Genomic DNA, 17,176 nt, shown 5'->3' on the forward strand with positions numbered 1-17,176 from the left:
GCCTAGGACTGGTAAATATTGTGGAGCAGCTCTGTCTGCAACTCCATGCCTTGTTTGGTGAAGGCTACCTGTTCGTCCTGCTTCGCTGCGAGGCGGTCGAACAACTCTGTAAGGTTTACTTTTTCCATAACTGTTTTTGTTTGGAGTTGTGAAAGTAAATAAGCCTTACCCAAAAGAAAATGTCCGACGTTTCAGCGTCGGACATAGCAAACAAATAAGATTAAGAATGTGGGTAAATTCTTAGTTGTCAACAAAAATCAGCGCTCTTAAAACCGTTGATCTAGTAACTATTTAATCTTTAGAACATTCTTTACCACATCATCCAGCTTGTAGGACCAAGATGGTAAAGAATTACTACTTTCTTTGTAAAGGCAGGCTCTATAACGCGCGTCAACGAGCATGCCATGGGTAACGTGTTTTAAGCTGCCCTTCAAATCAACATAGGCAAAGCTAGAAACTAGTCTTTCGTATAGCCACGGAATGACTAGAGTATCAAGCGCCAAAGCTTCTTTTTGTTTTGCAGCCTGAAGCATCTGTGCTGGTGCTTCGAGCAATGATTCTTGTAGTAACCTTTCTGACAGATAAATCAGGCTAGGCAGGCCACGTTGCATCCACACCACTTTAACAGGGGCTCTGTTAGAAGTGAACAGCAGGAAAAAGTGTTCAGGGGAAGTCTGGGAATAGATAAAGCCTAACTTTTTCAATTCAGTAAAGAGAGCGTCCAACTGCCTGCGTTTTAAAGAGCTTTCTTTCCATTGAAGTGTGGGCGCCAAGTCCCCTGAGGACATCCAACTGTCGAATCCCTGCTGCAGTAACCCGATAAGCTCATCCAAAAAAACTCTGATCTTTACCGGCTCTTTCTCTACCTGAAGGTAATTCCATATATCCCTGGGACTCATGATGAATTCAGCGGCTTCTTCTTCAGATCTTACGTTAAGGTACTTCTTAATTAGCTCCTGCTCTATTACTTCACTTGTAAGTCGAAGTCTTATATCCTGAAGTATTCCTTTACATCGAAGTAGAGCTTTATGAGCTTTTTGATAAGCTGCTGTTAATTGTACATAGAAGCTGTGTTCATCTACCGCTTCATAAACTAACTGTTTATGTAGTAAAGCAACATCTTCTAACCCTAAAGTGTATCCTTCCCGAAGAACCCTCGAAGCCCAGTCCTGCACGCGCTCAGCAACTGCTGTAGGATACTGCCGCAGGATATTGTCGTTCAGATGCTCAACTGATTCATCCATACTCAAGCTGTAGAATGTGTTTTAATTAGAAGTTTATCACAGGCAGATTCTCCACCGCCTTTTCTTTCAGGGAATCCACGAGCCTGACGTACTTTTGGGTCTCCACCAAACTGGAGTGCCCCAGCAGACCCGACACAGAGCGTATGTCTGCCCCGGAAAGCAAGAGATTCGTACCGAAAGAGTGGCGGGCACAGTGCCAGGTGACCTTCTTGTTCAGCTTCGCCTTGTCTGCCCACTTCTGCAGGTGCTTGGCACAGGTGGTATTAGAGGGCAAGTTGAACACCGGTTGGCGACGGTTCCTGTCTTCCTCTGCCCTGGTTCTTTTCTTTGCTGCAGATTTGTCTGCATCAGCTTCTTTCGGCTTTGGCCGCTCCCCCAGTAAATGAAGCGCCGTTTTGTTCAGGTTAACCACCACGTCTTTGCTGGTTTTCTGCTGCTTGAGGCGCATCACGTTTTCGGCAATGGAAGACCAGTCCAAATCCTTCACGTCACAGAAGCGAAGCCCTGTCACGCAACTAAACAGAAAAGCGCGTTTAACCTCCGACAGATAACACTCCTCATTAGCCAGCTTCTGGATCTCCTCCATCGTGAGCACCTCCTTCTCAATCCCCGCCGTGTGGCGGTTCTCCACCTCCTCTGCTGGGTTCTGCCCAATAAGCCCCTCCTTCATGGCCTCTTTGAGGACTTTCCGGAATTTCTTGAAGTAGTTGTAGGGTGTGGAGCCCGAGCAGTGCTGCTCCAGGTACAGGCGGAAACGGGAGCACACCCGCACGGTCACCTCACTGAAGGGAAAGATCGGCGGGTTACCGACAAACTTCTTGAACTGCGAGGCCATGGCTTTGATCACGCGGGCGTCTTTCTTGGGGTACAGCTCCGTGTACTCATCCAAGAAAGCAAGGAAGTTCGCCTTTCGCTGCACAGACGCCTTCACGATGAGCGTGTTCTTGGAGAGCTGCAGTTCCCGCTCCGAGCGAATGCGCTCTGCCAGCAGCTGGTTGTCTTTGTTGGCTGTCCGCTCCTCCGGCGTTTTGGGGCTGGCTGTCAGGTGAAGTCCCAGGAAATCGTACTTTCGCTTTCCGTTCTCGTTATAGTCTAGGTAGAAGGACTCGCCGCCGGACGGGAGCAGGCGGGCACGTAGTTTTACAAGCTTGCCTTTCACGACCACACGGGTCTGGGGCACCTTAGCTGGAGCTGCTTGGATAGAGGGTGTTGCCATGGGTTTCGTTGGATTATTTTGATTCTTTTTTGCAGACCATCAAACGTACCAAAAGCAAATGAGAGTAACAAAAAAGTAACAAAATATATTTTGTTACGGCTATACTTAGCCAAATCCTGCATGACAAAAGTGTCTAAAACGGCTGTAAAAGCGGTTTTATATGTTCTTGGTTGGCAAGAGTCAGGGGCTGGGTTGCCCTACGGGCTACTGAAAGGGAAAAGCTGATTTCACAATCACTTTTCCCTTTTTCTTTTGCCTCCAAAAACTGCTGCACGAGGCTGGAAAGGTCGAAAAAGCAATCTGCATTTTAAGTTCGATAACTATCATTTCCCCATCATAATACACACCCTCGGAAACAACATCGCCTGTAGCTGCATTCTACCCTGCACATTTACCTAGACCTAAATAGAAAGACTATATACTATCCAAACATCTGGTTTTTGAAACAACCGGAGGCATGATATGCAATAGGAAGTTTTCCCAGATTTGCCTCAGATACGGGCATCTACTCCTAAAACCATAAAAAGAGAATTGTAAGGCTTCCCATCCTGCAATTCATGCTTTTCACCCACATATATAATAACGCGTGATACGTTACATGACGAAGATTATGCTATGTAATACATGTTTCAGTTTATCCATATTAATCATTGCTTCATTGCTTAAAGAGTTACTTAGTAACCCCTGCCTATACATTCCCATAGCATAAGTATAGAATGAATATCATAAAATAGCCTGATCAATATCAGGCTATTGGACTTTACCAAAATTTATGGTTTGCGTATATTTGTACAAGTGAAACAGCTTACAGCCATATTACTCCTTTTAGTGTATACATGCACGGGCAATGTTCTAGAACAGTTGCAGAAGGCTCCATTGCTGGGTGAGCATTTCCGAGAACATCAGGCACTTGAGAAGGACATTACTGTTTTAGAGTTTCTTGTGATCCATTATTTCAGTGGTAAAGTAAAAGATGCAGACTATGAACGTGATATGCAGTTGCCTTTTAAAACAACTGATTTTTTAGCCACGGCCAGTGCACAGGTCTTTATGCCAGCCTACTTTCCGGACCTAAAGTTTGCCCGGCCTCAATTACCACCCACTTTTACTGTCGTCGAGAACGACAGCTCTTTACCTTCACAATTCCTTTTTACGATTTGGCAACCGCCAAAGTATTGTTAATTTCTCTTATACCCACCTACCGTCAAATTTGATGGGTAAGGCTGCTATGCTTACTTCTTTAAATAAACGAAGTTAGTACCGGCAATCACAATAAAATCACGTAAAACATAAGAATAAGCAATGAATCATTTACATATTCATTTGCTGCTGCCTTATATCCTGTCTGTTAAGTGCATAACAGGCAGAAGCGTAAGGTCTCATTTAGAGCAAAAGCAGCGCTATGAAAGATCAATTGGCATTCCTGCAACTACAGCTATTCTCTACCGCCTTATCCATCAACCAAATCCGGATAAGGCTCCTACCCTTTTACGTCCCTTGCTGTTATACAAGTGTACAGCAGAGCAACCAAATGCTCCACAGCCTGCACATCTGCATTATCTCAAAAGCAAAATAAAAAAATAAGAAAGGAGGATTGCCATGCTTGACAAGATCATTTCCTTTTCCATTCATAACAAACTCATCATCGGTATTCTGGTACTGGCACTCATAGCGGCAGGAGCTTACAACGTTACTCAACTACCTATAGATGCAGTTCCGGATATCACCAATAATCAGGTGCAGGTCATTACTGTGGCGCCATCGCTGGGTGCGCCGGATGTAGAGCGCCTGATAACGTTTCCGGTAGAGCAAGCCACACGCAACATTCCGGGAATGAAAGAAATTAGAAGCTTTTCCCGCTTTGGCCTTTCGCTGGTGACGATCGTGTTCGAAGATGGGGTGGATGTTTACTGGGCCCGGCAACAGGTAACGGAGCGGCTGCAAGGTGTACAATCCCAGATTCCACAGGGTGTGAGCACACCAGAGTTAGGCCCAGTTACTACCGGCCTGGGAGAAATTTACCAGTATGTGGTACGGCCAAAAAAAGGCTATGAATCCAAATACAACGCAATGGAGTTGCGCACCATTCAGGACTGGATTGTACAGCGGCAGTTGTTGGGTGTTCAAGGCGTAGCCGATGTGAGCAGCTTTGGAGGTTACCTGAAGCAGTATGAAATAGCGGTGGATCCCTCCAGGTTAAAGTCTTATGGCATCACCATTTCAGATGTCTTTACTGCGCTGGAAAACAACAACCAAAATACGGGGGGTGCCTATATTCACAAAGGACCGGCAGTACTTTTTATTCGTAGCGAGGGCCTGTTGGGTAGCCTCGACGACATCCGGGGAATTGCTATCAGAAATACAGAAAATGGCGCTCCTCTGTACCTGCGTGATGTAGCCGAGGTAGGCTTTGGAAATGCTACTCGCTATGGCGCCATGACCTATAATAACCAGGGGGAAGTGGCCGGTGCGGTGGTGATGATGTTGAAAGGAGCCAATAGCAACGAAGTTATTAAAAATGTAAAAGAGCGAATTGCCCAAATTCAGAAGACGCTGCCCGAAGGAGTCGTGATCGAACCGTTCCTTGACCGAACTAAAATGGTGAACAATGCCATTGATACTGTCAAGAAGAACCTGGCAGAAGGTGCACTGATCGTAGTGTTTGTACTGGTGTTGTTTCTCGGCAATTTACGTGCAGGGCTGTTGGTCGCCTCGGTTATCCCTTTGTCTATGCTCTTTGCCATTATCATGATGAACAGCTTTGGCGTGAGCGGTAACCTGATGAGTCTGGGAGCTCTGGATTTCGGTCTGATTGTAGATGGAGCAGTAATTATTGTTGAGTCAGTGCTCCATACTTTTCAAGTGAATAAACACTTTGGCAACACTGCCCGATTGCATCAATCCGAAATGGACAAGACTGTGAAGCACTCGGCGAGCCGCATGATGAACAGTGCCATTTTCGGACAGGTCATTATCCTCATTGTCTACCTGCCGATCTTGACGCTACAGGGCATCGAAGGTAAAATGTTTAAGCCAATGGCCATGACAGTATCTTTTGCCCTGCTCGGTGCCGTTATACTTTCGCTTACCTATGTGCCTATGATGAGCGCGCTGTTTTTAAGCAAGAAGGTTAGTCATAAAACAAACTTCTCTAATAAGTTGATGGCCCAACTGGAACGGTTTTATGAAAAACGCCTGCGTCGCGTCATAAAATACCCTAAAATGGCTGTGGCCAGTGCCGGGCTGCTGTTTGCGAGTGCTGTGCTTGTGCTGCTGTCACTTGGAGGAGAATTTATACCGGCGCTGGAAGAAGGTGACTTTGCCGTGGATACCCGCGTGCTGACGGGTAGCAACCTGAATACCAGCATCGAATCCACACAAAAGGCATCGGGAATACTTTTAAACAGGTTCCCGGAAGTTGAGAAGGTGGTAACAAAGATCGGTTCCGGCGAAATACCGACTGATCCGATGCCCATTGAAGCCAGTGACATGATGGTAATTCTGAAACCGAAGGCAGAATGGACCTCCGCTTCTACTTTTGATGAGTTAGCTGAGAAAATGGGCGAAGCCCTGCAGGATGTACCGGGAATTACGGCTGGTTTTCAGTACCCGGTGCAGATGCGATTCAATGAACTTATGACTGGTGCACGGCAGGATGTGGTTTGCAAAATATTTGGGGAAGATCTGGATACGCTGGCACATTATGCTACCCTTTTAGGCAATATAGTAAACACCGTGGAAGGTGCCACGGCCCTGTATGTGGAGACTGTGACGGGTATGCCGCAGATCGTTATCAAGTATAACCATGCCGCCATTGCTCAGCACGGCACCAATATTGCCGACATCAATCGTACGGTAAATGCAGCTTTTGCGGGTGTCAGCAGCGGATTGATATTTGAGGGTGAGCGACGTTTTGAACTAGTGGTACGCCTGCAGGGTGAGCTACGCCAGAACTTGGCTGACGTTCAGAATCTACTCATTCCTACCCCATCCGGACAGCAGGTGCCATTGTATTTGTTGGCTGATGTAAAACTGGAGGAAGGACCCTATCAGATACAACGTGAGGACGCCAAGCGCCGCATCATCGTAGGTTTTAATGTCCGGGGTCGTGATGTGCAGAGTATTGTGGATGAACTGCAGCAGAAGGTAGCAAATCAGATGCAGTTGCCCCCGGGCTACTACATTGTGTACGGCGGTGCTTTCGAAAACCTGGAGGCTGCCCGCAAGCGCCTTTCACTGGCGGTGCCGGTATCGCTGGCGCTCATTTTCCTGCTGCTTTACTTTGCCTTCCGGTCTATACGGTATGGCTTGCTCATTTATTCTGCTATTCCACTTTCTGCAATTGGTGGTGTATTTGCGCTGGCGTTGCGCGATATGCCTTTCAGTATATCGGCTGGTGTCGGTTTTATCGCCCTTTTTGGAGTTGCCGTGCTTAACGGCATTGTGATGATAGCTGAATTTAACCGCCTCCGGGCAGACGGCGGCAGAGACCTGCATGAGATTGTTCTGGAGGGCACTAAAACGCGTCTTCGGCCTATTCTGATGACAGCTTCAGTTGCTTCCATGGGATTTCTGCCAATGGCTTTAAGTACAGGAGCCGGTGCTGAGGTACAGCGTCCGTTGGCTACGGTAGTAATCGGCGGGTTACTGGTAGCAACGTTACTAACATTGTTTGTACTGCCTTCGCTCTACATTCTCTTTGAAAATAGCCCTCATCCTGAAAAACACACAAGAAAGTCAGCTACAACAGCTGTGGGTATACTTTGCCTCCTGCTATTACCACACCTGGGGCTGGCACAACAGCCTGTTTCTCTACAAAGAGCTCTAGCCACAGCGCTCGAACAAAACCCTCAGCTGCAGAACGACCGCTTGCAGGCAGCAGCCCTGCAAAAGCTGAGAGGTACAGCCTGGGACTTACCCCAAACCGTGGTGACAACGGAGTACGGACAGTTTAACAGTGCTTACAACGATACCCGCTTTTCGGTATCACAAGGCCTGAAGTTACCGATGGCCTATTCCAGACAGAAGCAACTACTGGAGCAGGAATGGAAGAAGGGTATACTACAGGCTGAACTGACCGCTTATGAGCTGCAACGGCAGGTGACGCAGGTATATTTTGAGATGCTCTATGCAAACGCCAAAAAACAGCTGCTGCTCCGCACCGATAGCCTTTACATTAACTTTGAGCGTAACGCAGAGCTTCGATTTGCAAAAGGAGCCAGCAACATACTGGAGAAAAACACGGCCCAGACTCAAAGGGGAAAGGTGCGCCAACAGCTGCAGCAGTTACAGCAGGAGATCATCCTTCTTCAGCAACAGTTTAAGCTTCTGCTGCACACCGACACCCTATATGTGCCGGCCACCCACCCGCTTAAAATGGAGCTTGAAACGTTGTATGATAGCTCCGTCATTGCCAGGCACCCTTACCTGCAGGTACTGCAGCAGCAACTGGAAGTAGATCAATCCCGGACAGCAGCAGAGAAAGCACGCCTCCTCCCCGACCTGCTCATAAGCTACTCCAACCAAAGCATACAAGGGGTGCAAAGCGTTGATGGCATCGAACGAACCTACACTACCGGAGATCGCTTCTCCGCTGTGCAGGTAGGCATTGGCGTGCCTCTTTTCTTTGGAGCGCAGAAAGCCCGCATTCAGGCAACCCAGCTGCAGGAACAGATTGCGGTTAATAGTTATGAAGCCGGTAAACTAGCGTTGCAAACCCAGCTGCAAAAGGCTGCAGAACAGTTCCGGATAGCACAAGACATGGTAAACTACTATGAACAAACCGCTTTGCCCAATGCCGACTCAATACTTGAAACAGCCGAACTGCAGTTCCGAAACGGCGAGATAGATTACCTTGAGTGGGTACTGCTCACGGGGCAGGCAATCTCCCTTAAAACAGAATACATCGAGGCTGTCCGAAACTATAACCAAAGTATTTTAGAGATCACCACCTTAACCGGAATTCGATAATACCATGAAAAAAACACTGTATATAATAAGCATTTTTGCTACGCTAATTCTCATAAGCTGTAGTACAGATCAACCTGTAGAGTCAGTGGTAGAGCAAACTACAGAGACAAACCTGGTAAAACTCACACCAGCACAGATGCAGAATGCAAACATAGAAACAGGAAAGCCGGAGCGCCGGAATATTTCCGCTACCCTGCAGGTAAACGGTGTGATGGAGGCGCCGCCGCAGAATATCGTTTCGGTAAGTGTGCCACTGGGGGGCTACCTTAAAAGAATCGAACTGATGCCGGGCATGCATCTGAAGAAAGGGCAGCTGATGGCTGAACTGGAAGATCAAGCCTTTATTGAACTGCAGCAGGATTACCTGACAGCTAAAGCGCGCTTAGCATACCTGGAGGATGAATTTGCTCGTCAACGCGACCTGAATCAGAGCAAAGCCACCAGCGATAAAGTATACCAACAAACTCTTTCAGAATAAAAAAGGCAGCGGGTACTGTTGCAGGCTCTAGCCGAAAAGCTGCGCCTGGTGAACGTGAATCCTAACAGCCTCACCGAAGACAAACTCACCCGCACCCTGCGCCTCTACTCCCCCATTGATGGCTACGTGACCAAAATAAACGTTAACGTCGGAAAATACGTGGTACCAACTGATGTGCTTTTTGAACTGGTGGACCCCGACGATCTGCACCTAATGTTAACTGTTTTTGAGAAGGACCTGGACAAGCTGGATATCGGCCAGAAAGTGGTTGCCTATCGTGCCAACCAGCCAGAGAAAAAGTATGTAGCAAAGGTAGTTTACATTGGCAAGGACGTAAACGATGACAGGGCTGTAGAAGTGCACAGTCACCTGCAGGGAGAGGCGCCAGCCCTGGTACCTGGTATGTTCATGAACGCTGAAGTGGAAGTACAAAGCAGGAATGCCTATACTTTACCCGAGGATGCTTTTGTGCATTTTGGTAACAAAGAGTATGTATTTGTGGTACAAAAAAACGGCATTTTTGAAATGATAGAAGCAGAAACAGGTAATTCGGAGCATGGATATACGGCACTGCTGCCAAGTTCCGGATTAGCACCCGAAAAACAGACTTTTGCCACCAAAGGTGCCTATACTTTGCTGATGAAGCTTAAAAATAAAACGCAGGAAGACTAAACCTTAACATATTTGATAATGGCTGCAACGCATTTGAACAAGGATACCAAGTATACTGATAGCTTACAAACAGAAGTTGACGCTGCTTTTTTATATAATCGCGTTGCAGATGCAGAAAGTGTTCCTGCCATTGCTGACATGTTCCGTGAACTTGGCGGCATAGAGCATGAACATGCTGCAAAAATGATCGAAAGGTTTAGCCGCGAGGGGAAAAAAGTAGAACTGCCTACTCCCTCATGGCGTGCCCGCGTGCTAGATAAGATCGGCAAAGTACTGGGTTATGGTTATGTGATTGGTGTCCTGATGGATACGGAGAAAAGTATAGGGGCTGCCCAGGTCAGGTTGAAGGAACAAGGGCAGATCCCTGTTTCAGGCGATGAGGCAAACCATGTAAAAATATTGCAGAACCTGATCAACAACAAGAGCAAAGTTGCCGGAGAACATATCTCCCGGATAGAGGGAAAACACAGGAGCATTGGCGGAAATGCTTTACGGGCCGCAGTGCTTGGTGCCAACGACGGGTTAGTATCAAACATGAGCCTGGTGATGGGTGTGGCCGGCGCTACTGATGGCCAAAGCGGGGTGCTGCTGGCGGGTATGGCAGGCTTATTAGCTGGAGCGCTGTCAATGGCGCTGGGCGAATGGATCTCGGTAAAAAGCTCACAGGAGCTGTACGAACGGCAAATGGCACTGGAAATGATTGAGATCGAGACTAACCCCGAAGGCGAAATGCGGGAACTTGCACTTATTTACATGGCCAAGGGCATACCTCAATCGCAGGCGCACGAAATGGCTGTATCTGCCATTGAGGATACAGATCGTGCCCATGATATTCTGGTGAAGGAAGAACTTGGCATTAACCCGGATGAACTGAAAGGATCACCCTGGGAAGCAGCAATTGCGTCTTTTCTGCTATTTGCTTTAGGAGCCATACTTCCGGTTATTCCATTTTTCTATACTTCCGGCTATGCAGCAATCATACAAAGCCTCGCATTTAGCACTGTCGGGCTTTTTGTAATTGGCGCAGCCATTACGCTCTTTACGGGTAAAAGTGTCTGGTACTCCGGTTTTAGACAGGTACTCTTCGGCCTTGCTGCAGCAGCTATCACGTACATTATTGGTAAGATAATTGGTGTATCTATTGCAGGATAGATTTTTTAATGAATCACTTTAACAGTGACAAGGATTGTATAAGTATAGCACCAATACAAGGAAGTGTTTGCTAACTTACACCTTCAAGAATTACGCCTTACCTCTTACCCTGCAGTTTAGTTAGTGATGAAAGCCTTTACTTCCTCTCTCAAATATTTTATTGTTCAGACACTAAACCTGTCAAACAAGGATGCTATTTGTTACATTCTGTCGCGTAGGGTATTGGTTAATGGTAAACAGGCAACATTGAGTCAGGAGCTTTTACCGGAAGATGAGGTACTGGTGGATAACATAGTGGTTAAGGAATCAATAAAGAATATATACATAGCTTATCATAAACCACAGGGCGTAGAATCTACTATGAACGCTCAAATAGAGAACAACCTGGTAGAAGCATTGGGCGTTTCAGATCGTGTTTTCCCTGTAGGAAGACTTGATAAAGCATCAGAAGGACTTATGCTGCTCACCAATGATGGAAAAGTATCCTTTGAGATACTACACGCAGAAAAGCACCAGGAAAAGGAATATAAGGTTACCGTGGATAAGCCATTAACACCGCAAGCAATCGAATGCCTTGCAGCAGGTGTTGTCATTATGGGTAAAAAAACGCGGCCCGCAAAAGTAAGCCAGGTAGATGAAACAACTTTTAACATTATCCTGACCCAGGGACTTAACCGACAAATCAGGAGAATGTGCTATAAACTGGGATACCAGGTGGAGAAACTTGTGCGTACCCGTATTATTACCCTTGACATCGGAAATTTAGCACTCGGCGAATGGCGTTTTCTAAGTCAGTCAGAAATCAATGACTTATTGCAAAAGATAGCTACCTAATTTATTGCCTGGTATGGGACTTGCTTCTCTTTATCTCACCAAAACCCGTTGCAATAGTAGTCACAAAAGTGTGGCTGCTACGGGAGGAGCGAGTTCAGAACAGACTTAACAAAGCATTTGTAAATTCAAGACCTAAGGAATTTTTTAAGATTTAAGCCGTTATACTGGAGATGTTAATTTATATTTAACCAGGTTTTTGTGTTGGCAGTTCGAAGTATGACCTTTTTTAGATTACAGTTTCTTTTGACCAGATGTTTCATCGCATTCCTGGTAGGCTTATCCCTCTTTTCTTGTCAGGAAACAAAAAAAGATAAGCCTCAGTTAGTTTCTCATCCCAAAAAACAAGAGACTACCCGGCAGAAGGTGGTAGTACCGGCATCATTTACCAAAAAGACTGCTACTAAACTGGGAACCCAACTTGATTCTATTTTCACTTACTTTAATAAGCGGAAAGGATTTAATGGCACCGTGCTGGTTACAAAGTATGACCGGGTGATATATAAAGGGGCCTTTGGATATGCTGATTTTCAGCACAAAGACACCTTAAATACGCAAACAGCTTTTCAGCTTGCCTCCGTATCCAAACAATTCACGGCTATGGCAATCATGATATTGAAAGAGCAGGGCAAGCTCAGCTATGATGATAGTGTGCAGCAATATATCCCTGACTTTCCTTACCAGGGCATCACCATACGTGCCTTGCTTACCCATAGGTCTGGTCTAGCTAATTATACTTATTTCAGCGATGAACTTTGGCCAGACAGAAGTGTCCCCATTACCAACGGAGATGTTCTGCAACTGATGGCAGTGCATCACCCCAGAGAATATTTTCCGCCTAATACCAGATTTGATTACAGCAACACGGGTTACATGTTGTTAGCTTCCATTGTAGAAAAAGCTTCAGGTGTTCCTTTTGCCACTTTTATGCAAAAGCAGATCTTTGAGCCCCTGCACATGAATAATACCTTTACTTATAACGACAGCTTAAATACGCAGCAAGAGAATGTAGCTATAGGGCATGTTGGCGGCAGAAGGAAGAAACTACCGGATTACCTGGATACTGTGCTTGGTGACAAAGGCGTCTACTCCACCGTGGAAGACCTATACAAGTGGGACCAGGCGCTTTACACAGAGAAGCTGGTTAAGCAGGAGACGCTTCAGGAAGCTTTCACCGGCTCCCGCTTACGTAAGCACAAAGACGAAGATTATGGATTTGGATGGCGTATCCGGCCGCTTGATAACGGTGACACAGTCGTATACCATGCTGGCTGGTGGCATGGCTATAACTCCTATTTGCTACGGAACCCCAAGGATCACAGCGCTCTAATTGTGCTGACAAACGTATCTAACGGAAGTCTGAGATATATGAAGGAGCTTCAACATTTTCTGTATCCCGCTCAACCCGTTCAGGATAACGGCAATTCAGATACTTCAAAAGTTACGCATACTGCATTAAATCAATAACCCAGGTTTAACGCCTTCCTTTATAGTTAAAAACCTGGTAAGTATAACTCATCCCCCTCCCTGGTGGGGCAAGGGTTGCGGTGCACACCTATACAACAGATGTGCACCGCAACCGACAAACTGGTTATTTAATCAAAAGCCTTTTGCCCTGAAAAGCTTGTTTCCTCAAGTGATGATGGCATAAAAGCATCAGGAGTGATCAATTGCACTTTTAAACTGATTTTCCGGGAGGTTTACCCGAAACGTAATGACCAAATTAGTCGTAAAGTCAGACTTAAGCTAACAACAAGTATAGTATGTCATATATATTTCAGGATTGGAATGCAAATAAGAACAACTTGAAAGGCAGAATTGTCATGGTGTTGTTCCGCCTTGCCCGTCCGGCCTCTATCAATAAGTTTTTCAGGATCATCTGGCTCCCTTACCTTGCATTTTATAAACTCTTAGTAGAATGGTTCATGGGCATAGAGTTGCCCCATTGGACGACAGTTGGCAAAGGATTCTACCTCGGCCACGGCCATGCCCTGGTAGTAAATGGGTGCACCATAATTGGCGAAAATTGCTTTTTCAGGCACTCCACCACGCTTGGTAATATCCGGTACGATGATGGTTCCTACTCGGGCTCACCTGTAATTGGCAATAATGTTGAACTAGGGTCAAATGTCTGTATCATCGGTGAAGTGAGGGTTGGCAATAATGTACGTATCGGAGCAGGCTCCGTAGTGGTGAAAGATATACCCGATAATGCTGTAGCTGTCGGCAATCCAGCGAGAGTGATAAGGATGATAACACCCGTGGAACAGGAGACATCCATAAAAAAGACTCCGGTTGAAGCTTAGACAAAAGTATAAAAGGGGATTCCTCCCCCGGCAGAATTAAAACTGAACCATCGCTCCAGACATGCAGCAACTACTTCATGCTCAGTAAGCTTGTATCATGTACTAATGGATTAGTGTATACAGTCCTCCTACTACCTGTAAACTAAAAAACTGGGTAACTCCTATAGCAGTATATTTAATCCGGTAATTATAAATACCTATGTTGGAAGCATTTTATGTTTCTAAAGGGTAAATTGCCTTACTTTTAAAGTAAATAGTTGATTTGTTGCCTCTCATAACATCCATTCTAGTCCCGGTAGTAGAATACCAGTGCCACTTATGTCCGTAGATCACACTATTCCACATTTACCATCCTTGCTGGATAATGACTTTTACAAGATCACGATGCAGCATGCTGTTGTAAAGCTGTTCCCGAGAACCAAGGCCAGGTACCAGTTCATAAACCGTGGCAAACACGCTTTCCCTGCTGGATTCGGAGTGGCATTACGACAAGCTGTTGACGCGATGACCAGTCTGCGTTTGACTAAAGAGGAAAAGAATTTCTTGTCTGTTACATGTCCTTACCTCGACCCAACTTACCTTGATTTCCTGCAGGGATACTGTTATGACCCTGATGAGGTAACTATTTCACAGAAAGGAGACCAACTGCACGTTTCAATAGAAGGTTACTGGTACCGTACTATACTTTGGGAAGTGCCGCTAATGGCCTTGATATCTGAACTATATTACCCGATGAGCCAGCTACAACGGATATCTGACGAAAAAGTAAGAAGTGTTGCCCGTAACAAGATCGGGAAATACAAAGAACTGGGAGTAGTTATAGCTGAATTTGGCACCCGCCGAAGGCATTCCCTGAAAGTACATGAGTTGATCGTGGATACGCTAAAGCAGTACGGGAGCGGTAGTTTTGCAGGAACAAGTAATGTTTACCTGGCGCATAAAAAACAGGTCAAGCCTATTGGTACGCATGCGCACGAATGGTTCATGTTTCATGCTGCCCGTTATGGTTTTAAAATGGCTAATACCTTAGGCTTACAGCATTGGGTACAGGTTTTCCGTGGCGATCTGGGGATAGCTTTATCAGACACGTATACCACAGAGGTTTTCATGAATCAGTTTGATAAGATGTTTACAAAGCTGTTTGATGGCGTAAGGCATGACAGTGGTGATCCTATTGTGTTTGCGCAAAATATTATACATCATTACGAACGAATGGGCGTAAATCCTCAGTCTAAAACCATTGTATTCTCTGATGCCCTCAATTATGAAAAAGTAGCCCGCATCGCTGCTTTCTGCAAAGGCAAAATCGGCGTTTCTTTTGGTATCGGCACTAATTTCACAAATGATGTAGGGCTCGAACCACTGAACATGGTAATTAAGATGACAGAGACACAGCCGGAAGGGTTAGAGTGGATGCCAGTGGTGAAATTATCAGACGAACCCGGAAAGCACACAGGTGATGAGGCCACGATACAGTTAGCTAAAACAATATTAAACATCCATAACTGATAGCATGAAGGCACTGCTGCTTATCGATATTCAAAATGACTTTTTACCGGGTGGTAAACTTGCTGTACCTGAAGGGGACCAGATCATTCCTATAGTAAATCAAATGCAGGATAAATTTGATCTTGTAGTAGCTACCCAGGACTGGCACCCGGCCAACCACCAAAGTTTTGCATCCAACCACATTGGCAAACAGGCTTTCGAGGTAACCGAGTTACTGGGTATGGAACAGGTGCTCTGGCCTGACCACTGCGTTCAGGGTACATCGGGCGCTGAGTTATCCGAAGATCTTAATAGGCACAGCATTGAGGCAATATTCAGGAAAGGAATGGATCCTGCTATCGACAGCTACAGCGGTTTTTTTGACAATGGGCGTTTACGCTCCACGGCTCTGGCTGACTTCCTGCTCGGCAAACAAGTGAAGGAGGTGTATCTGGCAGGGCTGGCAGGTGACTATTGCGTGTATTTCTCTGCTAAAGACGCCCTCCTGGAAGGGTTTCAGACATTTGTTATCGAAGATGCTACACGCTCAATAGACGTACTGGGCTTTGAAAGAGCAAAAAAGGATTTACAGCATATGGGGGGCGTTATTGTACACAGCAACATGTTGTAGATAGGGTTCATTATCTATCTGTAGGTCTTCTCTGAATTTATTAAAAACGCTACCTAACCTGAGGTGGCGTTTTTTGTTTCCGGTACAATTGCATGTGCCTGGTGAATTGTCACGTATTACCCAGCCATTTTTTTAAGCATCCCCTGTGCTGTAAACACTTTTCAAATTATTCATTTAGAGTCCTCGTCAGCAACTTTACCTTAAAAATCAGACTGGTTTCTTACGTAATTTTTCGCTTTACCCTTCAATTTACTATTGTAAAACTTACAAACAGCGCTAACGTAAGATGATATTGTAATTATCTGGTTTACAATAAAACTATTGTAATTAATTCTCACAATGGTTTCGGATGTCCAGGTACATATATAAGAAACAAAACGCCCTAACTTCTTATTTTATGAGATTAAATCTACTGCTTAAAATACCTTTCTTCATCTTTCTCACACTGTTCATCTCCTCCTGTACAAAGTCAACTGATGTGATTTACTTCGGTAAGACGAATAAAAGTGAATTTGGCAGTAGAACGGAAAGCCTGGAGCCGGTTATTCAGAAAAATGACCTGCTAAGTATTTCAGTTAGTAGTCTGAATCCGGAAGCATCGGAAATATTCAACGTAAACAGCACGAACACTATCCGGAGTGCCAACGCCTCAAATTCCGTATCACCGGTAACCGGTTATCTGGTAAGCCAGGAGGGATATATCCAATTCCCGATGCTTGGTAAGATTAAAGCTGTTGGCTTAACCAAAAAGACGCTCAAAGAAAGAATAGAAAACGAGTTGATAGCAAGAAAACTCTTAATAGAGCCGATTGTAGATATCCGTTATCTCAATTACAAGGTTTCGGTACTAGGTGAGGTTGCCCATCCTTCGGTACTTACTGTACCTAACGAAAAGCTGACCTTATTAGAAGCACTCGGTCTGGCAGGTGACTTAACTATTTATGCCAGCCGTAACAACGTACTTTTAATAAGAGAGGAAGAAGGCACAAAAAAACTAGTAAGAATAGATCTGACTACAGATGAACTGTTTACCTCCCCGTATTACTATTTGAAATCGAATGACATTATTTATGTGGAACCAAACAAAACAAAAATTGCCTCAACCGGACTTGTGCGGCAGTGGTTGCCACTTGTAATCAGTTCTTTAACATTGGTCGTAGTTAGTATAGATCGTTTGACCAGGTAGAT

14 protein-coding genes are annotated in these 17,176 nt (G+C 45.4%); 11 read left to right on the forward strand and 3 right to left on the reverse strand.

Annotated features, from left to right (window positions below; genetic code table 11):
* Positions 1-2 precede the first annotated feature (2 nt).
* From ACSX1A_RS09840 to ACSX1A_RS09850, 3 genes are all read right to left on the reverse strand, one after another.
* A complete protein-coding gene (locus ACSX1A_RS09840; RefSeq protein WP_439883458.1) occupies positions 3-128 on the reverse strand; it encodes a hypothetical protein in 126 nt (41 codons plus the stop codon).
* A 159-nt stretch (positions 129-287) separates the two neighbouring features.
* Positions 288-1,244, reverse strand: a complete 957-nt coding sequence (locus tag ACSX1A_RS09845; protein ID WP_439883459.1) for a hypothetical protein — start codon at positions 1,242-1,244, stop codon at positions 288-290.
* Between the two features lie 25 nt (positions 1,245-1,269).
* On the reverse strand, positions 1,270-2,460 hold the full coding sequence (locus ACSX1A_RS09850; RefSeq protein ID WP_439883460.1) for a site-specific integrase: 1,191 nt from the start codon (positions 2,458-2,460) through the stop codon (positions 1,270-1,272).
* A gap of 795 nt (positions 2,461-3,255) precedes the next feature.
* On the opposite strand from ACSX1A_RS09850, the gene ACSX1A_RS09855 reads away from it, so the two are divergent.
* From ACSX1A_RS09855 to ACSX1A_RS09905, 11 genes are all read left to right on the forward strand, one after another.
* On the forward strand, positions 3,256-3,642 hold the full coding sequence (locus ACSX1A_RS09855; protein WP_439883461.1) for a hypothetical protein: 387 nt from the start codon (positions 3,256-3,258) through the stop codon (positions 3,640-3,642).
* Positions 3,643-4,059: 417 nt separating this feature from the next.
* Positions 4,060-8,430 (forward strand): CusA/CzcA family heavy metal efflux RND transporter, encoded by a 4,371-nt coding sequence (locus ACSX1A_RS09860; RefSeq protein ID WP_439883462.1) that lies wholly within the window; start codon positions 4,060-4,062, stop codon positions 8,428-8,430.
* A 4-nt stretch (positions 8,431-8,434) separates the two neighbouring features.
* Positions 8,435-8,908: a hypothetical protein gene (locus ACSX1A_RS09865; RefSeq protein ID WP_439883463.1), complete on the forward strand. Its 474-nt coding sequence runs from the start codon at positions 8,435-8,437 to the stop codon at positions 8,906-8,908.
* Positions 8,909-8,926: 18 nt separating this feature from the next.
* Positions 8,927-9,580, forward strand: a complete 654-nt coding sequence (locus tag ACSX1A_RS09870) for an efflux RND transporter periplasmic adaptor subunit (protein WP_439883464.1) — start codon at positions 8,927-8,929, stop codon at positions 9,578-9,580.
* Between the two features lie 18 nt (positions 9,581-9,598).
* Complete coding sequence (locus tag ACSX1A_RS09875) at positions 9,599-10,732, forward strand: VIT1/CCC1 transporter family protein (protein ID WP_439883465.1); 1,134 nt, start codon at positions 9,599-9,601, stop codon at positions 10,730-10,732.
* 126 nt (positions 10,733-10,858) lie between these two features.
* Positions 10,859-11,566 (forward strand): pseudouridine synthase, encoded by a 708-nt coding sequence (locus tag ACSX1A_RS09880; protein ID WP_439883466.1) that lies wholly within the window; start codon positions 10,859-10,861, stop codon positions 11,564-11,566.
* 243 nt (positions 11,567-11,809) lie between these two features.
* Complete coding sequence (locus ACSX1A_RS09885) at positions 11,810-13,030, forward strand: serine hydrolase domain-containing protein (RefSeq protein ID WP_439883467.1); 1,221 nt, start codon at positions 11,810-11,812, stop codon at positions 13,028-13,030.
* Between the two features lie 296 nt (positions 13,031-13,326).
* A complete protein-coding gene (locus ACSX1A_RS09890; protein ID WP_439883468.1) occupies positions 13,327-13,869 on the forward strand; it encodes a serine acetyltransferase in 543 nt (180 codons plus the stop codon).
* A gap of 318 nt (positions 13,870-14,187) precedes the next feature.
* Positions 14,188-15,378, forward strand: a complete 1,191-nt coding sequence (gene pncB / locus ACSX1A_RS09895) for a nicotinate phosphoribosyltransferase (RefSeq protein WP_439883469.1) — start codon at positions 14,188-14,190, stop codon at positions 15,376-15,378.
* 4 nt (positions 15,379-15,382) lie between these two features.
* Positions 15,383-15,988: a bifunctional nicotinamidase/pyrazinamidase gene (pncA, locus tag ACSX1A_RS09900; RefSeq protein WP_439883470.1), complete on the forward strand. Its 606-nt coding sequence runs from the start codon at positions 15,383-15,385 to the stop codon at positions 15,986-15,988.
* 397 nt (positions 15,989-16,385) lie between these two features.
* Positions 16,386-17,174, forward strand: coding sequence for a polysaccharide biosynthesis/export family protein (locus ACSX1A_RS09905; RefSeq protein ID WP_439883471.1), 789 nt, complete (start codon positions 16,386-16,388; stop codon positions 17,172-17,174).
* Positions 17,175-17,176 lie beyond the last annotated feature (2 nt).

Source organism: Pontibacter sp. MBLB2868 (assembly GCF_051904785.1).
Classification (GTDB): Bacteria; Bacteroidota; Bacteroidia; order Cytophagales; family Hymenobacteraceae; genus Pontibacter.

Bases quoted from the DNA above. Each gene is read 5' to 3' on its own strand.
- ACSX1A_RS09840 (WP_439883458.1), bottom strand. From the start codon at position 128: ATGGAAAAAGTAAACCTTACAGAGTTGTTCGACCGCCTCGCAGCGAAG.
- ACSX1A_RS09845 (WP_439883459.1), bottom strand. From the start codon at position 1,244: ATGGATGAATCAGTTGAGCATCTGAACGACAATATCCTGCGGCAGTAT.
- ACSX1A_RS09850 (WP_439883460.1), bottom strand. From the start codon at position 2,460: ATGGCAACACCCTCTATCCAAGCAGCTCCAGCTAAGGTGCCCCAGACC.
- ACSX1A_RS09860 (WP_439883462.1), top strand. From the start codon at position 4,060: ATGCTTGACAAGATCATTTCCTTTTCCATTCATAACAAACTCATCATC.
- ACSX1A_RS09865 (WP_439883463.1), top strand. From the start codon at position 8,435: ATGAAAAAAACACTGTATATAATAAGCATTTTTGCTACGCTAATTCTC.
- ACSX1A_RS09875 (WP_439883465.1), top strand. From the start codon at position 9,599: ATGGCTGCAACGCATTTGAACAAGGATACCAAGTATACTGATAGCTTA.
- ACSX1A_RS09880 (WP_439883466.1), top strand. From the start codon at position 10,859: ATGAAAGCCTTTACTTCCTCTCTCAAATATTTTATTGTTCAGACACTA.
- ACSX1A_RS09890 (WP_439883468.1), top strand. From the start codon at position 13,327: ATGTCATATATATTTCAGGATTGGAATGCAAATAAGAACAACTTGAAA.
- pncB (WP_439883469.1), top strand. From the start codon at position 14,188: ATGTCCGTAGATCACACTATTCCACATTTACCATCCTTGCTGGATAAT.
- pncA (WP_439883470.1), top strand. From the start codon at position 15,383: ATGAAGGCACTGCTGCTTATCGATATTCAAAATGACTTTTTACCGGGT.
- ACSX1A_RS09905 (WP_439883471.1), top strand. From the start codon at position 16,386: ATGAGATTAAATCTACTGCTTAAAATACCTTTCTTCATCTTTCTCACA.